A 20,689-nucleotide genomic window follows, 5' to 3' on the forward strand; every position below is an offset into this window, starting at 1 on the left:
CAGCGATTCCGCTCAGAGACGTGTGTATAATCAGCGCAAAGAGGAGTCACGAGTGTCCCAAAACCGATTTTTACAAGATTGGATCCTACCAACCCTGGTAGGCCTTGCCATGGCTGCCCTGCTCTTGGTTATATTCCCACAACTGCGCGGTGTCGCCCCCGAGGCCGATGGAAATAATACCCAAGGTCCGGTTTCCTATGCCCACGCTGTCAATGTGGCAGGCCCAGCTGTAGTCAATATCTACACCCGAATGGCCATGCCGCAGCGCCAGCACCCCCTGTTTAATGACCCCCTTTTTAGGCGCTTATTCGACAACATGGATGTCCCACAAAGACAGAGGATGCAATCCAATCTTGGCTCAGGTGTCATTGCCAGTGACAACGGTTATATCCTGACTAATCATCATGTAGTCGACCAGGCAGATGCCATTGTTATTCTTTTAGCTGATGGGCGGGAAGCGCAAGCAAGACTCGTCGGAAGCGATACAGATTTTGACTTAGCCGTCCTCAAAATTGACCTCGACGGCCTGACCTCCATTTCTGTTGGCGAGCCCGACAGGGCACAAGTGGGCGACGTCGTCCTAGCAATCGGCAACCCTTTTGGAGTTGGGCAAACCGTGACTCAAGGTATTATCAGTGCGAAAGGCCGCCACCTTGAAAACTCAGGTACCGGCAGCTACTTACAGAACTTTTTGCAGACAGATGCTGCGGTCAACCCTGGAAACTCTGGTGGCGCACTGGTTGACTCACAAGGGCGCCTACTCGGCATCAACACCTCAATTCTCAACCAATCCGGCTATTCAGGCGGGATCAGCTTTGCCATTCCCGCCAATATTGCCTTCAAGGTAATGCAGGATATTATTGCTTATGGTCGCGTCGTACCCGGCTGGCTGGGCATTGAAGCTACTGGCATTAGCCCTCAAATGGCCAAGGAGTTCAATTTAAACTCTACTGGTGGCGTATTAGTAACAGCTATTTACAACGAGGGCCCCGCGCACATTGCAGGCCTTCAGCCAGGAGATGTCATCACACATATTGACGGTCTCCCTATCGGCGATGGCAAACAGGGCGAGGCCACTATGGCCACTCTGCGCCCCGGTGACACCATCTCAATAACCTTCATTAGAGAAGGCACTTCCCATACGGTTAATGCCACAGTTTCAGAAGAGCCACAGACAAAAACAGCAATAGAATAAACCCTCAAGGAGGAGTCTCCATGCGCTCAATGGTTTTAGCTCTGCTTTTTATAATGACCTCGATTCCCGCAGTAGCGGGAGATAAGGAAGACTTACAACAGTTGCTGATTGATTTTATCAGCAAAGCTGCCTCAGACTCTCTGGCCCACCAACGCTTTTGGGCCAAAGACCTGGTGTATACCAGTTCAAGTGGAAAACGCTTTGGCAAAAGCGAAATTATGCAAGGAATGCAAACACCTCCCACAGAACCAGTGACAACGAGCTATTCCGCCGAGGAAATTGACATTCGGTTGCTAGGGGATACCGCTGTTGTTGCATTTAAACTATCGGCTAATGACAGCAGCAAGGGGGAACCAAGCTATTACTTCAACACTGGTACGTTTGTTAAACAAGATGGTGAGTGGCGTGCCCTAGCTTGGCAGGCTACCCGTATACCCCCTACAGAATAAGCGCACTATATACACCCTACATAGAGGAATCTGCCAGAGTGTATTACTCAGAAACCCTTGACCCGAAAACCCGCAGAGCGGGCATGAGCTTCTAACCCCTCACCGAGCGCAAGAGTATGCGCTACACGCCCCAAGGTATCAGCACCTTTTTCAGAACAGTAGATCACCGAACTGCGCTTCTGGAAATCGTAAACTCCCAGCGGTGAGGAAAAACGGGCAGTGCCACTAGTAGGAAGGACATGATTGGGGCCAGCACAGTAGTCCCCCAATGCCTCTGCCGTATAGCGCCCAAGGAAAATGGCTCCGGCATTCCGGATCTCAGTAAGGTAAGCCTCAGGATTATCTACTGAAACCTCCAGGTGCTCCGGTGCAATCTGATTAGAGATTTCTATCGCCTGCTGTATAGACTCCACTTGGATCAACGCCCCACGATCAGCAAGGGAGCGGGAAGCGATTTCAGCTCGGGGTAACTCGGCCAAAAGCCTTTGCAGCGAACTCTCAACCCGATCTAAGTATTTGGAGTCAGGACACAATAGAATTGACTGCGCCTGCTCATCGTGTTCAGCCTGTGACAACAGATCCATGGCAATCCAGTCAGGATCTGTTTGCCCATCGCAAATAACCAGAATTTCAGAAGGGCCCGCAATCATGTCGATAGCAACATGACCAAAAACAGCACGCTTAGCACTGGCCACAAAGATATTCCCCGGACCAACAATTTTATCCACCGCGGGAATAGACTCAGTACCATAGGCTAGTGCCGCTACTGCCTGGGCACCACCAATCGTAAACACCCGGTCCACCCCTGCTATTGCCGCTGCCGCCAACACCAGGTCGTTCAGCGCCCCTTTCGGAGCCGGCACCACCATATTTACGGCATCAACCCCAGCAACTTTTGCAGGAATTGCATTCATAAGCACGGAAGAAGGGTAACTCGCCTTACCTCCAGGAACATAAATGCCGACACTTTGCATTGGGGTAATCTGCTGCCCCAGCACAGTCCCATCGGCCTCCGTATAGCGCCAGGACTCCTGTCTTTGATACTCGTGGTAACGCCTCACTCTATTAGCAGCTGCCTCCAGGGCCTCACGCTCCTCGGTACTTATACGGTCTAGAGCCGCGGTAAGCTCAGCAGCCGGCAAAGCAAAGTCTTTCGCGCTTTCCAGGTGCCGATGATCAAAGCGGTTGGTGAACTCGATAACAGCCTTATCACCATGAGCGCGAACACGCTGCAATATTTCTGCAACGATACTTTCAACCTCTTGATTTGCCACTGCCTCCCAAGCCAATAGCTGCTTCAATTGGCCATCGAAATCTCTATCGACCGTATTTAGCCGACGAATTACTTTGCTCGTCATAATGCTTCGGGTATCTATTTGGTTTGTGCTACAGCCGATGCCAACTTCTCAATCAAACTATTGATTGGCGCATATTTCATCTTCATGGCTGCCTTGTTGACGATCAATCGACTGCTGATTTGCGCAATAGTCTCTCGGGCTTCAAGACCATTGGCCTTTAGCGTATTGCCACTATCTACAATATCGACAATCTCGTCGGCCAAATTCATTAGCGGAGCAAGCTCCATAGCCCCATACAACTTAATAATGTCAACCTGACGGCCAATCGAGGCATAGTGCTTTTTGGCACTCTGTACAAACTTGGTAGCGACCTTAATTCGGCCACTGGGCAGTTGCCCCCCCTTAACACCAGCGGTCATCAGGCGGCAGCGGGCAATGCCCAAATCGAGAGGCTCGTATATACCATCAGAACTATGCTCGAGTAGAGTGTCTTTCCCCGCCACACCAATATCTGCGGCTCCATGCTGCACATAAGTGGGTACATCCACTCCCCTCAGGAGGAGGAGATGCACCCCTTCGCGATTCGTCGGAAATATCAACTTTCGACTTTTAGTTAGGTCTTCAGCAGGCTCCAACCCTGCTGCCTTAAGAAGCGGTAGGGTCTCCTGAAGAATCCGTCCTTTTGTCAGTGCGATTGTAATTTGTGCAGTCATTTCGATTTACGCCAGTCCGTCATTGGCTCTTGGGATTAACTTCGTAGCAATCAGCCGGGAACACGCCGAATATTCGCGCCCAGCTGTCGGAGCTTTTCTTCAATACACTCGTAGCCGCGGTCAATATGGTAAATTCGATCCACCATAGTAGTGCCCTCTGCCACCATACCAGCAATTACCAAGCTAGCTGACGCGCGCAGGTCTGAAGCCATTACTGGAGCACCCTTAAGCTTCTCCACCCCGGTAACAATTGCCGTATTGCCTTCCAGAGTGATATCCGCTCCCATTCGATTCAGCTCATGAACCTGGATTAAGCGGTTTTCAAAGATTGTCTCAACTACAGTCCCCTTTCCTTCGGCTACAGCATTCATTGCTGTGAACTGGGACTGCATATCTGTAGGGAAGGCTGGGTAAGGCGCTGTACGGAAGCTCACCGCTTTAGGGCGATTGCCTTTCATATCCAGCTCAATCCAATCATCACCACAACTGATATGAGCTCCAGCCTCTTCGAACTTAACCATAACCGCATCGAGGATATCGGCACGAGTATTGAGCAGGCGCACTTTGCCCCTCGCCGCTGCAGCTGCCGCAAGGAAGGTTCCGGTTTCAATACGGTCCGGCATAACAGTGAACTTGCAGGGAGTAAGCTTAGGTACACCGTGAACACGTAGGGTGTCAGTGCCAACCCCTTCAATCTGAGCCCCCATAGCAATAAGGAACTCTGCCAAATCGACGATTTCAGGCTCGCGAGCGGCATTGTGCAAAGTCGTAGTTCCCTCTGCCAGTACCGCTGCCATCAGCAGGTTTTCAGTGCCGCCAACTGTCACCTTCTCCATGACAATATTGGCTCCCTTAAGGCGACCGTTGGAGCGCGCTCGAATAAAACCACCATCGATGGTTATCTCAGCCCCCATTGCCTCAAGGCCCTTTAGGTGAATATCGACTGGGCGACTACCAATTGCACAACCACCGGGAAAGGAGACATTAGCAACTCCATGCCTAGCCAGCAGGGGCCCAAGAACCAGGATTGAGGCCCGCATAGTCTTAACCAGTTCATAGGGAGCTGTCAGGTCATTGACTGAGCGAGGGTCAATTTCAACACCCAGTTTTTCATCAATAGTGACATCACACCCCATACACCGGAGCAGGGTAATCATGGTGGTAATATCGTTGAGATGCGGCAAATTATCGATTTGCACGGGCCCGTCAGCCAACAAAGCAGCAGCCAATATCGGCAAGGCTGAATTCTTAGCTCCAGAAATCCGCAGAGTCCCGGAAATTGGGCTGCCGCCCTCTATTATCAACTTATCCATTCAATTTCTTTCTAGATAGCCAACACCTCAGCGGCAATGGCGAGTTAACGACTGGCTTCTTCTGGAGTCAGAGTCTGCATTTGCACGGCATGCAAGGTGCCATCGGCGATTTTTTCACCAAGAGCGGCATAGACAAGCTGTTGTTTTTTTAAACGACTCAGACCCTCAAAGGAACTGCTCACTACAGTGACCATCAGGTGACTACCTTCAAAAGCCACTTCAACAGTGCTGTCGGGAATGTGCCCTTCGATCAGGGCCTTGATTTCGTCTGGTTGCATAGGAGGGACTTGCGATTAGTTAAAAACAGCACGCAAGTGTACTTGAATCAAGCGGAGTGCGCAGCTACGCACTCCAAAGTTCGCAGATCAACTCACTTTATTTGCAGCATCGTCTGCCGCTGACCAATTAGAAATCACCTTGTCGATGTCCCCATAAGTCTGCATTGACTGCGAGAACTGACTGCGGAAAGTCTTACCCAGGTTAACCCCATTCAGAATCACATTGATCAACTTCCATTGGCCTGCACGATTGCGCACCAAGGTATACGAAACTTTTGTTATACCCTCTTTACTGCGAACTTCTTGCAGCACATTTACACGATTACCCTGAGGTGTAGTGCCGGGATTGACCACTTTTACATCCAGGTCGCCAAAATTTGCCACGCCGCGAGCAAATGTGGCTACAAGATCGCGCCGAAAAGCATCCGTAAAGCGAGAGCGCTGATCAGCAGTCGCCTGCTTGGCATAGCGCCCCATTACACCGCGAGCGATAAAGTCAAAATCAACAACCGGGGTCAGCACCCCTTCAACAGCACTGTAGTACCTTTGCGGGTCTGAATTTGCATACTGAGCGTTGGTACGAATTACCCCCAAAAGCTCATCGGAAACCCCTTTAATCATTACATATGGATTTTGAGCCGCATTGGCTGCAGGCACCACCGCAGAAGCAAAAACAACACAAAGCGCAAATCTAACCCACCGCGACAAACCGTTCCGGCCAATCCAAAATGATGCGTTCACAAATTATCTCCAGTTAGCAAATCATTCCTTGGACGCATATGGCAGAATTTAGTGCCATAGCAATACCACATATCAACCTTCCCGCAGCCCAACTGAGAGTGTGTCGATCATCCATTGAGTGACATAGCTGACAGCGGAGACGGCAAACTATACCATGGCCGCACCCGGTAATGTGGCGGTGTACGAGCGTGTCATTTGACACATCTAAAATGCACACTGGCTTTTTCCGACGCCAGCAGCCCGCTAATATAGATTAGCACGACAGCAAAAAGTCGAGTCACCTTTAAATACTGGACTCATATGACAAAAATTATCCACGCTGTCGCATAAGTAAATATCGAAACTGTCGCATAATAAGACAGTTTTACGAGAACTTGTTAGAGCACTAGTAAGCGATTGAGGCAGTTGATGACACAGGATTTGATTTTGGAAGCTGGGCGTCGCACCGTCCGCATGGAAACTGAAGCGGTGGCGGCACTGGAACACAGAGTTAATGGCGAATTCCAGCGAGCCTGTGAAATGATCATGCAATGTCGCGGCCGCACAATTGTTACCGGCATGGGGAAATCTGGGCATATTGGCCGGAAGATCGCCGCTACCCTTGCCAGCACTGGCACACCGAGCTTTTTTGTTCACCCCGGCGAAGCGAGCCACGGTGATCTCGGCATGATCACTCGGGATGATGTTGTCATAGCCATATCCAATTCTGGCTCATCCGCTGAAGTCCTCACCCTGCTGCCTCTGCTAAAACGCCTGGGCATTCCACTAATTAGCATGGCAGGAAAAACCGACTCCCCTCTGGCTCAAGCTGCGGAAGTCAATTTGGATATATCGGTAGCCACAGAGGCCTGCCCCCTCAACTTGGCCCCCACCTCATCAACAACAGTTACTCTGGTGATGGGAGATGCACTCGCAGTCGCCCTGCTCGAGGCCAGGGGTTTTACTGCCGAAGATTTTGCCTTCTCTCACCCCGGCGGTGCCCTCGGGCGCCGGCTTCTTCTAAAGGTTGAGGATGTGATGCATGCGGGCGACGAACTCCCCCAGGTAACTCCAGAGACGCTGCTATCAAAAGCCCTGCTAGAGATGACCAGCAAAGGGTTCGGCATGACAACAATTGTAAATAGCGACGGTGAATTACTGGGCGTCTTCACCGACGGTGACTTGCGCCGAGTAATAGATCAAAAAATCGAACTCGATAAAGCATTAATGGAAGAGGTCATGAGTCGCCGCCCTAAAACGGTTTCTACTGACACCCTCGCTGCAGAATCCCTGAGGATTATGGAGGACTATAAAATCACTGCATTAGTGGTAGAAGATGAAGCCCACCACCCTGTTGGCGTACTCCATATGCACGATATTCTGCGCGCCGGAGTTATCTGAGATAATACTGGACAATTAATACGCAGGTTTTGCCCTCACAATTAAAGGCGAAGAGAGATTACTCCGGTGATACCCGAACAAAAATTAAATGACTCCCTGAAAAATATCCGCTGGCTTGTTCTGGATGTGGACGGTGTCCTGACAGACGGCAAGCTTTATTTTGACAATAGCGGTAACGAACTCAAAACCTTTCACACTCTGGATGGGCACGGCATTAAAATGCTACAAAACTCTGGGGTGCGCGTAGCAATCATTACTGGCCGACGCAGTAATGTTGTAGAGCGCCGTGCGCACGACCTGGGGATCAATAAATTGATTCAGGGCCGGGAGGACAAGTTTGTCGCACTACAAGAATTACTTTCTGAAGAGTCATGCCGTCTGGAAGATATCGCTTATATAGGGGATGATTACCCCGATCTATTGGTAATGACCAAGATCGGGTGCCCCATTGCACCACCTAATGCAGCCCCACCCGTACGGGAGAGAGCCCTGTGGATCACAGAGGCCTGCGGCGGCGCGGGTGCTGTACGCGAGGTCTGCGACCGCATTATGATTGCACAAGGGACCTTTGATGCGGCGCTCGCCCCCTATATCGGAGAAAAGTGATGCGCTCGTGGTTGCCTCTCATACTGGTCATTCTACTTATAAGTGCCGGACTCTGGTTCTCTGAGAGTCCTCCAGAGCAATTCTTAAGCAAAAGACCAACCCCTCAACAACAAAATCGGGCAGCGGACCTTATTATCAAAGGGGCTGAAACCCGCCATTTTGACCAGGCAGGCAACCTAGCTTATCGAGTGGATGCAGAACAAATCACCTACTTTCAATTCAAGCGCCGTGACAGAGCCAATCTTCAAAAACCGCGCATGATGTTCTATACGGATGACCAGCCCAAGTGGGCCACCAGGTCCAGGCAAGGCATCGCTTTCAATCGCGGAGAACGCATCGTTCTCAGCGGTGCAGTTCAAATTGATGAACTCCCCACCCCTGATGGCATCCAACTGAAGACGTCACGTATTACGATCTTCCCTGACAGGGAATTCGCCGAAACCGACAAAGTTGTTACTATTAGCTCTGGCCCTAACCACACCAAAGGGAAGGGCATGCGCGCCTACCTGAAAGAAAACCGGATGGAAATTCTATCCGACGTGAAGAGCAGCTATGACACCCAATAACCGCTATCCCTCAATATTTAAGGCCGTTACTGCAATTGCGCTGGCAGCTATTGCCACTGCAGCACAGGCTTTACCCGACGACAGAACCCAGAGAATCTCTGTGGGCTCGGAATCTATGTCAGCCGACCGCGCCAATAACTTAGTGGTATATAGTGACAACGTGGTCATCACACAGGGCTCCCTCCAAATCAAGGCAGATCGCGTGGAAGTGTACTTCACGGCCAGCGATGAAATCAGCCGGGTGATTGCTGTGGGCCGCCCCGCGCACTTCCAACAAAAGATATTGGAGAGCGAAGAGCCTGTAAAAGCCCGTGCTGAGCGCATCGAGTATGTCATCAGCTCTGAAGAACTGCAGCTCACAGGGCAAGCTTATATCGATCGCGATGGCAACACCCTAACTGCGGAGAAAATCGACTACGATCTCGCAACTGAGCAAATGAGCGCTCGCAGTCAGCCTGGCCAAGGCAGAGTTGAGATGATCTGGAAACCTGAGAGCACCGAAACCAGCGAGCCTGCTGAAGCTAATACCGACACAGACCAGTAATTCATCCAAATTTCAGTGCCTGCAAAACAGCGCTACTTACAATGATGTAATCCGCTACCCCTCTCGGCCGCGGTTAGATTTCAGGACTCATTATGCCAACGCTACAAGCGTTACACCTCGCCAAACAATATAAAAAAAGAAAAGTTGTCCAAGATGTCTCTGTCAGCGTCTCAAGTGGGCAGGTCGTTGGCTTACTTGGCCCCAATGGAGCCGGGAAAACCACCTGCTTCTATATGATCGCAGGGCTGGTGCAGGCCGATGCCGGGCAAGTCCTAATCGACAACGAAGATATTACCCGCCTATCAATGCACGGGCGCGCCCGCAAGGGAATCGGTTACCTGCCCCAGGAAGCCTCTGTTTTTCGACGCCTGTCAGTGCGTGACAATATTCTCGCAATCCTCGAAACCCGAAAAGGACTCAATCGTGCAAAGCGCGAAGAGCAGGCCCAGGAGTTGCTCGAAGAGTTCAATATCACACACATTGAAAACAGCCTAGGAATGGCCCTATCCGGCGGAGAGCGGCGCAGGGTGGAGATTGCACGAGCCCTGGCTACAGACCCAAGCTTTGTCTTGCTCGATGAACCCTTTGCTGGTGTAGACCCTATTTCAGTGAACGACATCAAACACATTATTCGCCACTTGCGGGACAGGGATATCGGCGTTTTGATCACAGATCATAACGTGAGAGAAACCCTGGATATCTGTGAAACTGCTTATATCGTCAGCGAGGGGCATATTATTGCCTCAGGCACACCCGATGATGTTCTCGCTAACCAACAGGTACGCGAAGTCTATTTGGGACATGAATTCACGATTTAATGGCAAATGATGACAAGTGTAACAAAATAGGCAAAATCTCGAAAAACATATCATATCCCACATAGAAATTGACCTTCTGGCAGGCAATAGTCGGCACGCTTATTGCTTGTAATAGTTTGAGGGCCAAGGTAGTCTGCGCCATCTCGGGTTAATTTTGACGAACCCTTTGTCGCACTGGCCTGCAACTTTAAATTATGAAGCAGTCTCTCCAGCTCAAGCTCGGCGCACAGCTAACCATGACCCCCCAGTTGCAGCAGGCAATACGCCTCCTGCAGCTCTCCACACTAGATTTACAGCAAGAAGTCCAGGCAGCCCTCGACAACAATCCAATGCTGGAAGCTGAGGGTGAAGATCTGGCTCAACAAGTAACTGCCGATACTGAGAGCAACGCACAACAAGAGCCGCCAGCCGCTGCAGGGGAGGGTTTAACCCACACAGCCGCTGAGGAAAAAGAGCTTGGTGATTCTGAATGGAACCAGGATATTCCAACAGAGCTGCCGGTTGATTCTCACTGGGACGACATTTACAGCAGCTATAGTGGTCCCGCCGAGGGCGACGACCCCAATTTTGAGCGCAATTCTTCCACCGACACACTTCAAGACCACTTGCGCTGGCAATTAAACCTGACAGCACTTTCCAGTCACGATAAATGGATCGGCGAGCACCTTATTGACGCCATCGACCCAAACGGTCTCCTCAATACCACCGTTGATGATGTGGCCAACTCCCTTCAGCTCGAAGAAGATGAGGTAGTTGCAGTCCTTAAAGCTGTGCAACAATTCGAACCAGCTGGCTGTGGGGCCAGAAGCCTCCAAGAGTGCCTTCAACTCCAGCTCAAGCAGCTACCAGCGGAAACTCCGTGGCTAAACGAAGCGCAGACCATCATTGAGCGCCACTTGGAATTACTTGGAAAAAGGGATTTCAGGCAACTCACCCGACGCACACGTCTCAACGAAGCCCAGCTCGGCGAAGTAATCCGCCTTATCCAGACACTAACCCCCAATCCAGGTGAGGAGTTCAGCGGGGAACAGCCCGCATATGTCATTCCCGATATTATTGTGTCCCGCAAGGATCACCGCTGGCTGGTCGAACTCAATCCAGAAATCACTCCCAAGATCCGGATTAATGGCCACTACGCCTCCCTGGTAAAACGGGCAGACAACTCCCGAGAAAACAATTTCATGCGGGATCACTTGCAGGAGGCCCGTTGGTTCTTGAAGAGCCTGCAGAGCCGCCACGACACCCTGCTAAAGGTCGCTACGTCCATTGTGGATAAGCAGCAAGGCTTTTTTGAAGAAGGCCCAGAGGCAATGCGACCAATGGTTCTGGCAGATATTGCTGAAACCATTGGCATGCATGAATCCACCATATCCCGAGTGACCACTCAAAAATATATGCTGACTCCACGGGGAGTTTTCGAACTCAAATATTTCTTCTCAAGCCACGTCAGTACAGATTCCGGTGAGGATGCTTCATCCACCGCCATTCGAGCCCTGATTCGCAAGCTGATTGACACGGAAGTACCTCGAAAGCCGCTATCAGATAACAAGATCACTCAGGAGCTGGACAAGCAAGGCATCAAGGTTGCGCGCCGAACGGTAGCGAAATACCGTGAATCTATGGGCATCCCCTCCTCAAGTGAGAGAAAGAGGCTCATTTAAACCACAACCCAAACACAGCCAATTAACCTGACCCCTAACCCACCTCCAGTCATGCGCCACTGGCGCCTTCCGCCCCCAACCTGCAACCAAAATCCAAAATTTGAGTGTATCCTTCCATTCTGGCCCACTTCCTAGTAGGGTTGCGACCCGATAGGGGGTGAGCGCCGGCTTGTGATGCACCTTTAAGGAGAAATCCATGCAGATCAATATTAGTGGCCACCACGTCGACGTTACCTCACCTATGCGCAGCTACTGCGAAAGCAAAATGGAGAAGCTGTCCAGACATTACGACAACATCACCAACGCGCAAGTAATTTTATCTGTCGAAAAACTGATCCAAAAGGCTGAGGCGACGGTACATATAAACGGTCACGACCTCTGTGCTGGATCCGAAGACAGAGATATGTACGCGGCAATTGATGCGCTCACCGATAAGCTGGACCGCCAACTGAAAAAACACAAAGAGAAGTTGCAGAACCATCGCTGAACTATGACACTGGAAGCATTACTCTCTCCCCGCCTTAGCCTTTGCCATCTGGCGGGGAGCAGCAAAAAAAAGCTACTGCTCAATATTGCCCAGGCCATCGCCGAACAATATCCTCAACACGACTCCGATACAGTTTTTAATCAACTGATCGCCCGTGAGCGCCTTGGTTCCACCGGTATCGGCGATGGAGTTGCCATTCCCCATTGCAGGCTGCCCGGCTGTGATAGCCCCATTGGGGTTCTCTGTACCACCCAGCCCGCCATTGATTTTGACTCTGCCGACCGTCAGCCTGTCGATTTGCTATTTACTCTTCTGGTCCCCGAAGATGCTGAACAGGAACATCTGGATACACTAGCCGAAATCGCCGCTCTGTTTTCCAACAGCCTGGTTAGAGATAAGCTAAGGCAAGCACAAAGTAGTGATGAGCTATATGCCCTCGCTATTGATAGTACCGCAGCCGCCTAGAGGAGGTTTTGTTAGTAACTGAGTCTCAGAGCTGACATTCGCCTCATTGTTCAGGTAGTGCAACAAGCGAAATAATAAAAACTTGATCAAAGAAAAGGGCTCTCCATGCGCTTGGTGATAATTAGTGGACGCTCCGGCTCCGGAAAAAGTTCTGCACTGCAATTACTGGAAGATGTCGGCTTCAATTGTATCGACAACCTTCCCACCAGCCTGCTCCCGGAGCTGGTTAAGAGGGTCAAGGCACAACCGCCAAAAGAAAACACACCTCTGGCCCTGGGTGTCGATGCCCGCAATCTCTGGCAAGACATTAGACAGGCTCCCAGTGTTATTGAGTCCTTGCGCGAGGCAGGGGTTCAATGTGATGTTATCTATCTCGATGCCCGCGAACCGGTTTTAGTACAGCGATTCAGTGAGACCAGACGGAAACACCCTCTCAGCAATGATTGCACCCATTTGCTAGAAGCTCTCAACCAGGAAAAAGAGCTGCTCACCCCTATCTCAACCATCGCGGATATGGTTATTGATACCAGCACCTTGAGTTTGCACCAACTGCGCGAACTTATTAAAAATCGTGTTGTTGGTGAACAATCAAACAGCATGGCGATTCTTTTCCAGTCCTTCGGGTTCAAGTATGGGGTACCTGTGGATTCAGACTTGATTTTTGACTTGCGCTGTCTACCCAATCCCTACTGGGAACCAGCTCTAAGAGAAAAAACCGGTAAGGATATCGAGGTCGCTGAATTCTTGCGCTCTCACCCAGAGACCGCAAAGATGGAGAGTGACATCACCAACTTTTTGGAAAACTGGCTGCCCTCCTACCAGAAAAGTAATCGCAGCTACACCTGTGTCTCTATCGGCTGCACTGGGGGCCGACATCGATCAGTTTATATGGTTGAACAGCTGGTAAAGAAATTTTCCAAAGAGTTTGATAACGTCCAGATACGCCACAGGGAGCAACAAAAATAGATTTTTGTCGAGCAGCGCAATGCAGAAACACCAACTGACCATCATCAATAAACTCGGCTTGCACGCCCGCGCTGCAAGCAAGTTCGCGCAGACTTCCTCCAAATTCTGCTCCAATATTAAAGTGCATTGCCAGGGTAAAGCCGTAGATGGAAAAAGCGTGATGGCCCTAATGTTGCTAGCTGCAGGCAAAGGCACGGAGCTGGAACTGGAAATAGAGGGGACAGATGAAAATGCCGCCCTGGAAGCTATCAGCACACTGATCTCCGATCGATTCGGCGAAGCTGAATAGAGGCCAGTATACTATTGCCACGAAAAGCTCACTCTTAACATTAAATCGCTAAGCTTTTACATCGCCTCCCAAATCCACCACTAGCAGTAAGGACTTGTTGTGCCCAGCTCTCCCCAAGCCGAAATCAAATTCCGCGCACAGAATCAGCTGGGTGAGCTGTATGCCGCGCTGGATAGCGGTACGGGACAAGAAGTCCGGCGCATGCTCAAGACCCTGACTCCCCAGAGTGTTGCGCAATTGCTGGAGAGCTCTCCACCCCGTATCCGCCAGGTACTTTGGAATTTGGTGGACAGGGAAATAGAGGGTGAGGTCCTGCAGGAACTCACCGACGATGTGCGCAGCCAGATCCTCGCGACTATGGATACCGAGGAGATGGTGGAGGTGATGGAAGGCCTGGATGCCGACGATATCGCCGATATACTTCAGCAGCTGCCGGAGCGAGTTGTTGCCGAAGTGCTCTCATCAATGACGGAAACCGACCGCCTCCGGGTTGAAAGTGTTCTCGCTTATGATGAGAACACGGCCGGCGGTTTAATGGATACGGACACCATCTCTGTCCGCCCCAACCTGACTCTCGATGTGGTACTTCGCTACCTTAGGCGCCATGAGCAACTACCGGAATCTACCGACAGCCTTTTTGTGATTAACCGGAGGGGCCAATATATCGGTCTCTTGCCACTATCCAAACTTCTCACCACAGACCCATCGGTGACAGTTCGCGAAGTGGTCAATACCGATGTGGAACCAATACCCGCAGATATGCCCGACACAGAAGTCGCGCGCTTATTTGAGAAATATGACTGGATTACCGCACCGGTAGTCGATGAAGATAACCGCCTGCTGGGGCGAATCACTATTGACGATGTAGTAGATGTTATCCGAGAGGATGCAGATCACTCCCTGATGAGCCTTGCCGGCCTCGATGAGGAGGAAGACACCTTTGCCCCAGTAGGGCGCACTGCTCGGCGCCGGGCCGTTTGGCTGGGTATTAATCTGCTCACAGCTCTGCTTGCCTCCTGGGTGATCAGTTTGTTCCAAAATACCCTGGACAAGGTGGTAGCCCTAGCAGTCCTAATGCCCATCGTCGCCAGCATGGGGGGCGTGGCCGGTAGCCAAACGCTGACAGTGGTCATTCGCGGTATGGCCTTAGGCCAGATAGGACGCAGTAATTTAAGCTGGCTACTTTCCCGTGAGCTGGGTTCGGCGGCACTCAATGCTCTTTTGTGGGCGCTTGTGATGGGCTTGATAACCGCCATGTGGTTTGGCGATATATGGATTGCGGTAATTATCCTTGCCGCCATGATAATCAACCTATTAACCGCCGCACTCGCCGGAGCGATATTACCAGTAGCATTGCGTGCCATGAATATAGACCCAGCACTGGCCGGCGGGGTAGCCCTTACTACAGTCACCGATGTAGTAGGCTTTATGTCTTTTCTGGGCTTGGCCACTTGGTACTTTAGCTAAACCACCTCTGAACCAAGCCCCCTTATTTACCGAAAGCGAATCAAAGATGTACGAATACGACGACTACGATGACGACCTGCCGAAAAGTAAAACTCAGGTCAAAAAAGAAATGCACGAGCTGCAGGATCTCGGCAAACAACTAACCGAGCTCTCCAAGGCCCAACTGGCTGAAGTCCCCATAGATGAGGACTTGCAGGAGGCTATTGCTACGCTACATCGGATCAAATCCAATGAAGCCCGCCGGCGCCAGATGCAGTACATCGGCAAGTTGATGCGCAGTGCCGACCAAGAGGCGATAGAAGCTGTGCTGAGCCGCTTTAAAGAGCGAGACCAACAACACCTGCGTTTCGATAAAATGGCTGAAGACTGGCGCAAACGACTACTGGAGGAAGGCAATAGTGCCCAGGGTGAGTTCTTTGACCAATATCCCGGTGTCGACCACCAACAGCTGCGCCAACTGATTAGGGATTCCCATCGAGAAATCAAAAACAATAAGCCACCAACAAATCAACGAAAATTATTCCGCTATCTTCGCGACTTCTTTATCCAGGAAGCGGAATAAGGGCTCCGGGCGCTCCAGAGTGAACTTGCTGGCAGCGCCCGCAATCTAGACACCAGAAGTTATTGCGCTTTCTTATCCCCAGAAGCCGGCACAAAGTCCAGGGCGAGAGAATTTAGACAGTAGCGCAAACCAGTGGGCTCCGGGCCATCTTTAAAAACATGCCCCAAGTGTTCCCCGCACTTTGATAACACCTCAGTCCGCTTCAAGCCCCAGCTGTAATCGTCCTTTAAGACAATATTTTGTGGGTAGGCAACATCCCAAAAGCTGGGCCAACCAGTACCCGATTCAAACTTCTGCTCAGAGCTGAAAACCGGTAAACGGCAACCCGCAGTGACATAAACACCTTTCTCTTTGTTATTCAGAAGCTTGCCACTAAAAGCGGGCTCGGTACCTTTTTTCCAGAGAACCTTATAGCGATCCTCTGGCAGGATCTGCTTCCAGACAGACTTAGGGATCTGATCGAGATCAGTCCCCTCTGCAATATGCTTTTCAGCTTGAGCGACCGTCATATTCTGGTCGCGCTGGTGGTCATCTGCCTCAGAACATGCCGAAAGGGTGACAGCTGTAAAAAGAAGGAGGGGCAATAATGAATGCAACGCCATCTACAGTGCTCCTTTTACAGGGGATCATCACTAAGATTAGATGGCTATTGCACACTGCCTCTGGATTTTAAAACTCAAGCTGCAGGTGGGGACTTCTCTTCAGAGCCGACCCCAACTTGTGTCTTGTTCCCCTCATGGTCCAGAACCGCGCCCTCACGTTTGGCGCCATCTCCATCAAACAATTTCTCAAATCGCATTTGCGGGTCTGACCAACCGCCACTAATTCGGTAACTGACACTAGCGACCTTTTTAACCTGCTTTTTAAATGCCTTACTGATCAGGTAGACACCCGCAGCTGCAGGCAAACCACCGGCTAGGGCTGCAACCAAAGCCAGGTTATTCCCAACTGGCAAAGTAGCCACCAACGTTAAATCCAGATCTTCGCGGACTAAATTAACCCGCCCCGCCATCTGCAGTTCACTGGTGGGTCCCTCTACCTGGATGGGTACAGCGATTAAAAGCTGACCATCTCCTTCAAAGACCACTTCACCACGCACCCTATCAAAAGCCATACCACTCTTGTAAAGGTCGGTGAAATCAAGACGCAAGCGTCGCGCCCAGGTATCAAAATTAAACAGTGACAATAGACGCAACACGGTAGAGCCTGTCGCACCGGTTGATCGCAGGAATCGGCCATCGCGAATATCAACCTTAAGCTCTCCGGAGAGAAGGCTTCCTTTCACCTGAGTCGGAGCCCCCTCCCACTTCAAAGCAGTTTCAAAGATCGCCGACTTACTCTCAATCAATGGCTCATGGCCCATCTTGCGCTGGATATCTGCAAGATCATCAGCCACCAATCGGCCGATAAATTGTGATGACTGCTGCCCCTCGGCATCCCTCATCCACACTAATTCTGCACCTAGCTCACCACTGTGTTTGCCCTGCCCCTCGATGCGGAACCCTCTCACCGTGCCGTGGATATCACTCACCACCAAACGATCCGCAGCTGTCCTCAACTTAAATGACCAGGGACCCAAGGCCTCTTCACCTATTTGAAGGTTATCAGTACTAAAATCGATTTGTGGCAAACTAGTAAAATCAAACTGCGCCAAAGGATCCGCTACTACCTCCTCCGCAAAGGGGTCTAAGGGAAAAGCTTCATCACTGACTTCCGCCGGTTTCTCTGGCTGAGGCAGACGCAAATGAGCCAGCTTGAGGCGTAACGGTGCACTGCCATCCAATAAGCCTGTTAGATTTCCTGCAATCATTTCACTGTCAAATTTGAGCTTCCAATCTGTCCCCACTCCCTCACCGGTAACATGTATATGCTCAATTTCTGCAGAGCCCAACCGAAGCAGGTCTGTACTGAGATCCAGGCGCATCGGAAGTGGCTCATTGGCACTATCCTCAGCCTCTCCTGGGTTTTCTGTGGTACTTGCAACAGAACTGGCAGCGCTTGGCTTCGCTGGTTCAGGCAACTGATAAATATCCAACAGAGACTGCCAGCGAGACAAGTCAACAGTGGAAATATCCCCAGTGACCGTCAACTCCCGTTTGGAGGGCAAATTTGCCTCAGCATTCAAGGCGATTGCAGCCCGATCTAACTCTCCATCAATCAGCCAGAATTGACCCTGTAAATGTTCTCCATAGTCCAAGTGGAACAAGCTGCCCTGCTCTCCAATCGGCACTCGCAATACAAAATTAGTTTCTGTTTCCGCCGTCTTACCAAGTGGGTCAGGCAGGTTTACAGCCACACCGGCCAGGTTGGAAGTGAGCTCAAATACTGCGGCGTAAGGGGTTTTCGCTGATTTTGCAGGAATGGTCACCAAGGCTTGATAATCCATTTCTCCTTCCAGCCACTGCAGTTCTGGCCGCGAACTCCAAGCGTGTACCGACTCAACCAATGCATTGCCGTCGATAACCACCTGGGTATTCCGTGCATCCCCCTCACCAATATGTTGGATACGAGCAGTCAGCGGGCGGCCCCACAATTTGCCGTTCAGTTGGGTTCCTTCAAGGCCTGTCGCACTATCGTATTTCACCAAACCATTCAACGCAGTCGCATCGAGGCGGAGCCCTTTCAGCTGAAGGTCACCGTGCTGCAAATTGACTTCAACCTGTTGCTCGGGAACTACTGATGACTGTCCCAAGGGAAGAGTTAAGGATACAGCGCCATCCAAATTCCCTGTCAGACTCCAATCATCAAAGGCACTTCCAAGGTGATCCCTGAGTGGTGATTCACGCAATAGTCGCAACCCATCAGCAGCGGGTCCAACCACCTCAGTTTGTACATCAAGGCGTGAGCCTCCACCCTTCTGAGGGGTTACCGCAACCAGAATATTTCCAGCATCCATATTCCAGAGCTTGGCTTTATCAGCATTGACTCGCACAGTTTCATCATCGAGCAACAAGCGACCATCCACATCCCTGACCTCAGGCCACTCACTGGCGTAGTCCAGGCTCGCATTTGAAAAGTCGAGCGCCAGCTGAATCGTTCTGCGCTTCTGGTGAGTCGCGAATGCTCTAAGGGATTCTTCTTTACCCTCTTTGCTATAACTGCTACCGCGATAGATAAAGGCCGCACTCTCAACGCGCCCTTGATTGTTCTTACCCAGGCCAGTTTTCAACCAGCTGCGCAAATCATCGCTAACCACAAATGGCACCAGCTCTTCCTGGGTAATAACCCCCGCATCTTTTATCGATAGGGAAAGCACCAGATCCACAGGTCGTGTTTGGGCGTGGAAGGGTAGTGACAGCATAAACTGACCACCGACCTGACCAAGTTCACCGCCAAGCATCAGCGGGCCCGACAATACGTAGACTTCGTTCAACGCCTTATCGACATCCCAGGCTATGGTGCCGCTGGCTTGCTCGAACCCAAAAGCATTCTTATACAGACTGGGAAAGTGCGCTCCGAGGGGGGTACCGTCGAGTTCAACCCGGCCACTGGCGCCCTCAACCTGTAGATATCCACTCAACTGGGTAATTGCCGGGGCTCCTCGAAACGCCTCGACCGCAATATCTTCCAAGTTTGCGCTGATCTCTAACTGCCGATCTGCGCCAGCTCGCAGACGCAGGCTGCGCAACTGACCTTGGGGTTTTAGTGCACGCAACCATTCATCTGCAGCTCCTTCTAGTAACGACAAGCGATTTAAGATACTGCTCCAACCAGCGAGATCGACCAGATCGGCCATCAGGGCTATACCCTCTTGGTCACTGTTAACCTGCAGGTTCAGCGATGGCATTTTCAAGCCCTGCCAATCGATTTCAATATCCTGCAGCGCTAATCGCCAATGCTCTCCCGGCAACCAGCGGCCCGACAAGTTGCCAGAAAAAGCGCGCAACGGAGCCAGTGTATGCTCTTCTATATCATCTCCTGCCCTTTGCATATCGGTCAGGCTTTCTACTTGGGCCAAGTCCACCTGGCCCACTATGCGATACCCACTTACGGCATCACTATGCAACCACAAGCGGCCGTCTGCCCACTTCTTCCCCTGCCAGTGAAACCGGTCAGGTAACGGGGTGAGTTCGTGAAGCAAGCTGACAATGTCTTCATCCAGTAGCAACTCATTAAGCTGCATATAGCCGCGCAGTGAGAAGTGCTCTTTATCTTTGGGATTGCCCCGCCCCTCTAACACAACCCGTAGGGTCTCTTCATCAACCTGGCTGCTCTCCCCTTCACGGGAAATAAAAGCCCGTGCAGTCAGTCGGTGAAAATCTCCGCTATTTTCCAGCTGGATTTCAGGCAAATTGATTTCTGCCAGCTGCTCATCGGGAAGGCGCACAGTGATCGCTGCATCACTGATTTGGATTTTGGGGCTCAACTGGAATAGGCGGGCCGGATCTGCCGCTTCGGGATTGGGTGCAGTGCTGCCTTCAAGCTTAAGCGGGGCATCGGGAAACCCCTGCAGATACCAGAGGCCATTGTCATCGCGGTTGAGCCCGGCCGAAAACTGATTCATTTGCAGGTCTTTCCAGACCAATTCCCGGTTCCAGAGACTGGAAAGTAGATCCAGCTGGAACAGGCCGTGCCCCATTCTCAGCTCACCGTGCTCCCCCAGGCGCAACCCATCCAGCTGCAATGCAACTTCAAGGGCCTCCCAACGCAGGGAAATACGATCCATCTGTACAGGAACGCCTAGCTGCTCACTAAGCCAATGACTAATCTGCGGGCGATAGTTCTCTACCTGCGGGGACAGCAGTCGGCCTGTTTGCACGATGATTGCCAGTGCAATCACCAAACTTACCGACAGTAACCAGAACTTTCTTGCAATCCAGCGTATTACAACCATCGCTATACCCTCACCACCAAACAGGCACGGACCGAGCGCTGACAATAAGCTCTCTTA

Annotated in this window: 21 protein-coding genes; 14 read left to right on the forward strand and 7 right to left on the reverse strand. The window is 51.2% G+C overall.

Features of this window, described 5'->3' with window-relative positions; genetic code table 11:
- Nucleotides 1-52 precede the first annotated feature (52 nt).
- Nucleotides 53-1,195: a S1C family serine protease gene (locus tag ACG1BZ_RS18105; RefSeq protein WP_413663033.1), complete on the forward strand. Its 1,143-nt coding sequence runs from the start codon at nucleotides 53-55 to the stop codon at nucleotides 1,193-1,195.
- 20 nt (nucleotides 1,196-1,215) lie between these two features.
- Nucleotides 1,216-1,644 (forward strand): nuclear transport factor 2 family protein, encoded by a 429-nt coding sequence (locus tag ACG1BZ_RS18110; RefSeq protein WP_413663034.1) that lies wholly within the window; start codon nucleotides 1,216-1,218, stop codon nucleotides 1,642-1,644.
- Nucleotides 1,645-1,691: 47 nt separating this feature from the next.
- Here ACG1BZ_RS18110 and hisD read toward each other — a convergent pair whose 3' ends face one another.
- From hisD to ACG1BZ_RS18135, 5 genes are all read right to left on the reverse strand, one after another.
- Complete coding sequence (gene hisD / locus ACG1BZ_RS18115) at nucleotides 1,692-3,002, reverse strand: histidinol dehydrogenase (protein ID WP_413663035.1); 1,311 nt, start codon at nucleotides 3,000-3,002, stop codon at nucleotides 1,692-1,694.
- Between the two features lie 14 nt (nucleotides 3,003-3,016).
- Entirely contained in the window at nucleotides 3,017-3,655 is a 639-nt protein-coding gene (hisG, locus tag ACG1BZ_RS18120) for an ATP phosphoribosyltransferase (protein ID WP_413663036.1), read from the reverse strand.
- Between the two features lie 50 nt (nucleotides 3,656-3,705).
- Nucleotides 3,706-4,968 (reverse strand): UDP-N-acetylglucosamine 1-carboxyvinyltransferase, encoded by a 1,263-nt coding sequence (murA, locus tag ACG1BZ_RS18125; RefSeq protein WP_413663037.1) that lies wholly within the window; start codon nucleotides 4,966-4,968, stop codon nucleotides 3,706-3,708.
- A 44-nt stretch (nucleotides 4,969-5,012) separates the two neighbouring features.
- Complete coding sequence (locus ACG1BZ_RS18130; protein WP_413663038.1) at nucleotides 5,013-5,246, reverse strand: BolA family protein; 234 nt, start codon at nucleotides 5,244-5,246, stop codon at nucleotides 5,013-5,015.
- Nucleotides 5,247-5,333: 87 nt separating this feature from the next.
- Nucleotides 5,334-5,987: a phospholipid-binding protein MlaC gene (locus ACG1BZ_RS18135; protein ID WP_413663039.1), complete on the reverse strand. Its 654-nt coding sequence runs from the start codon at nucleotides 5,985-5,987 to the stop codon at nucleotides 5,334-5,336.
- Nucleotides 5,988-6,395: 408 nt separating this feature from the next.
- Here ACG1BZ_RS18135 and ACG1BZ_RS18140 point away from each other — a divergent pair, with 408 nt between their 5' ends.
- The 12 genes from ACG1BZ_RS18140 (at nucleotide 6,396) to yjgA (ending at nucleotide 15,798) form a co-directional block, all read left to right on the forward strand.
- Nucleotides 6,396-7,367 carry a KpsF/GutQ family sugar-phosphate isomerase gene (locus ACG1BZ_RS18140; protein WP_413663040.1) on the forward strand — a complete coding sequence of 324 codons (972 nt, stop codon included), beginning with the start codon at nucleotides 6,396-6,398 and terminating at the stop codon, nucleotides 7,365-7,367.
- Between the two features lie 66 nt (nucleotides 7,368-7,433).
- The gene (locus ACG1BZ_RS18145) at nucleotides 7,434-7,973 is read left to right on the forward strand and encodes a KdsC family phosphatase (RefSeq protein WP_413663041.1); all 540 of its coding nucleotides are present in this window, start codon (nucleotides 7,434-7,436) and stop codon (nucleotides 7,971-7,973) included.
- On the forward strand, nucleotides 7,973-8,539 hold the full coding sequence (gene lptC / locus ACG1BZ_RS18150; protein WP_413663042.1) for an LPS export ABC transporter periplasmic protein LptC: 567 nt from the start codon (nucleotides 7,973-7,975) through the stop codon (nucleotides 8,537-8,539). The genes ACG1BZ_RS18145 and lptC overlap by 1 nt, the downstream gene beginning before the upstream one ends.
- A complete protein-coding gene (lptA, locus tag ACG1BZ_RS18155; protein WP_413663043.1) occupies nucleotides 8,526-9,083 on the forward strand; it encodes a lipopolysaccharide transport periplasmic protein LptA in 558 nt (185 codons plus the stop codon). Before lptC ends, lptA begins: the two co-directional genes overlap by 14 nt.
- Before the next feature lie 92 nt (nucleotides 9,084-9,175).
- On the forward strand, nucleotides 9,176-9,901 hold the full coding sequence (gene lptB / locus ACG1BZ_RS18160; protein ID WP_413663044.1) for an LPS export ABC transporter ATP-binding protein: 726 nt from the start codon (nucleotides 9,176-9,178) through the stop codon (nucleotides 9,899-9,901).
- Between the two features lie 194 nt (nucleotides 9,902-10,095).
- Entirely contained in the window at nucleotides 10,096-11,562 is a 1,467-nt protein-coding gene (locus ACG1BZ_RS18165) for an RNA polymerase factor sigma-54 (RefSeq protein WP_413663045.1), read from the forward strand.
- A gap of 196 nt (nucleotides 11,563-11,758) precedes the next feature.
- On the forward strand, nucleotides 11,759-12,049 hold the full coding sequence (gene hpf, locus ACG1BZ_RS18170) for a ribosome hibernation-promoting factor, HPF/YfiA family (RefSeq protein WP_108734230.1): 291 nt from the start codon (nucleotides 11,759-11,761) through the stop codon (nucleotides 12,047-12,049).
- Nucleotides 12,050-12,052: 3 nt separating this feature from the next.
- A complete protein-coding gene (ptsN, locus tag ACG1BZ_RS18175; RefSeq protein WP_413663046.1) occupies nucleotides 12,053-12,514 on the forward strand; it encodes a PTS IIA-like nitrogen regulatory protein PtsN in 462 nt (153 codons plus the stop codon).
- A 105-nt stretch (nucleotides 12,515-12,619) separates the two neighbouring features.
- Complete coding sequence (gene rapZ / locus ACG1BZ_RS18180) at nucleotides 12,620-13,480, forward strand: RNase adapter RapZ (protein ID WP_413663047.1); 861 nt, start codon at nucleotides 12,620-12,622, stop codon at nucleotides 13,478-13,480.
- A 19-nt stretch (nucleotides 13,481-13,499) separates the two neighbouring features.
- The gene (locus tag ACG1BZ_RS18185) at nucleotides 13,500-13,769 is read left to right on the forward strand and encodes an HPr family phosphocarrier protein (RefSeq protein WP_413663048.1); all 270 of its coding nucleotides are present in this window, start codon (nucleotides 13,500-13,502) and stop codon (nucleotides 13,767-13,769) included.
- 99 nt (nucleotides 13,770-13,868) lie between these two features.
- A complete protein-coding gene (mgtE, locus tag ACG1BZ_RS18190; RefSeq protein WP_413663049.1) occupies nucleotides 13,869-15,236 on the forward strand; it encodes a magnesium transporter in 1,368 nt (455 codons plus the stop codon).
- A gap of 46 nt (nucleotides 15,237-15,282) precedes the next feature.
- Nucleotides 15,283-15,798 (forward strand): ribosome biogenesis factor YjgA, encoded by a 516-nt coding sequence (yjgA, locus tag ACG1BZ_RS18195; protein WP_413663050.1) that lies wholly within the window; start codon nucleotides 15,283-15,285, stop codon nucleotides 15,796-15,798.
- Between the two features lie 59 nt (nucleotides 15,799-15,857).
- On the opposite strand, the gene msrB is transcribed toward yjgA, so the two are convergent.
- Nucleotides 15,858-16,400 carry a peptide-methionine (R)-S-oxide reductase MsrB gene (gene msrB / locus ACG1BZ_RS18200; protein ID WP_413663051.1) on the reverse strand — a complete coding sequence of 181 codons (543 nt, stop codon included), beginning with the start codon at nucleotides 16,398-16,400 and terminating at the stop codon, nucleotides 15,858-15,860.
- A 74-nt stretch (nucleotides 16,401-16,474) separates the two neighbouring features.
- Nucleotides 16,475-20,677, reverse strand: a complete 4,203-nt coding sequence (locus ACG1BZ_RS18205; protein ID WP_413663052.1) for a YhdP family protein — start codon at nucleotides 20,675-20,677, stop codon at nucleotides 16,475-16,477.
- Nucleotides 20,678-20,689: the final 12 nt, after the last annotated feature.

Source organism: Microbulbifer sp. CNSA002 (assembly GCF_047324085.1).
Taxonomy (GTDB): Bacteria; Pseudomonadota; Gammaproteobacteria; order Pseudomonadales; family Cellvibrionaceae; genus Microbulbifer.

Coding starts and splice junctions, on each gene's coding strand:
- hisG (WP_413663036.1), bottom strand. CDS start 3,655: ATGACTGCACAAATTACAATCGCACTGACAAAAGGACGGATTCTTCAG.
- lptC (WP_413663042.1), top strand. CDS start 7,973: ATGCGCTCGTGGTTGCCTCTCATACTGGTCATTCTACTTATAAGTGCC.
- ACG1BZ_RS18130 (WP_413663038.1), bottom strand. CDS start 5,246: ATGCAACCAGACGAAATCAAGGCCCTGATCGAAGGGCACATTCCCGAC.
- ACG1BZ_RS18140 (WP_413663040.1), top strand. CDS start 6,396: ATGACACAGGATTTGATTTTGGAAGCTGGGCGTCGCACCGTCCGCATG.
- rapZ (WP_413663047.1), top strand. CDS start 12,620: ATGCGCTTGGTGATAATTAGTGGACGCTCCGGCTCCGGAAAAAGTTCT.
- ACG1BZ_RS18165 (WP_413663045.1), top strand. CDS start 10,096: ATGAAGCAGTCTCTCCAGCTCAAGCTCGGCGCACAGCTAACCATGACC.
- ACG1BZ_RS18185 (WP_413663048.1), top strand. CDS start 13,500: ATGCAGAAACACCAACTGACCATCATCAATAAACTCGGCTTGCACGCC.
- lptB (WP_413663044.1), top strand. CDS start 9,176: ATGCCAACGCTACAAGCGTTACACCTCGCCAAACAATATAAAAAAAGA.
- murA (WP_413663037.1), bottom strand. CDS start 4,968: ATGGATAAGTTGATAATAGAGGGCGGCAGCCCAATTTCCGGGACTCTG.
- yjgA (WP_413663050.1), top strand. CDS start 15,283: ATGTACGAATACGACGACTACGATGACGACCTGCCGAAAAGTAAAACT.
- hisD (WP_413663035.1), bottom strand. CDS start 3,002: ATGACGAGCAAAGTAATTCGTCGGCTAAATACGGTCGATAGAGATTTC.
- lptA (WP_413663043.1), top strand. CDS start 8,526: ATGACACCCAATAACCGCTATCCCTCAATATTTAAGGCCGTTACTGCA.
- ptsN (WP_413663046.1), top strand. CDS start 12,053: ATGACACTGGAAGCATTACTCTCTCCCCGCCTTAGCCTTTGCCATCTG.
- msrB (WP_413663051.1), bottom strand. CDS start 16,400: ATGGCGTTGCATTCATTATTGCCCCTCCTTCTTTTTACAGCTGTCACC.
- ACG1BZ_RS18110 (WP_413663034.1), top strand. CDS start 1,216: ATGCGCTCAATGGTTTTAGCTCTGCTTTTTATAATGACCTCGATTCCC.
- hpf (WP_108734230.1), top strand. CDS start 11,759: ATGCAGATCAATATTAGTGGCCACCACGTCGACGTTACCTCACCTATG.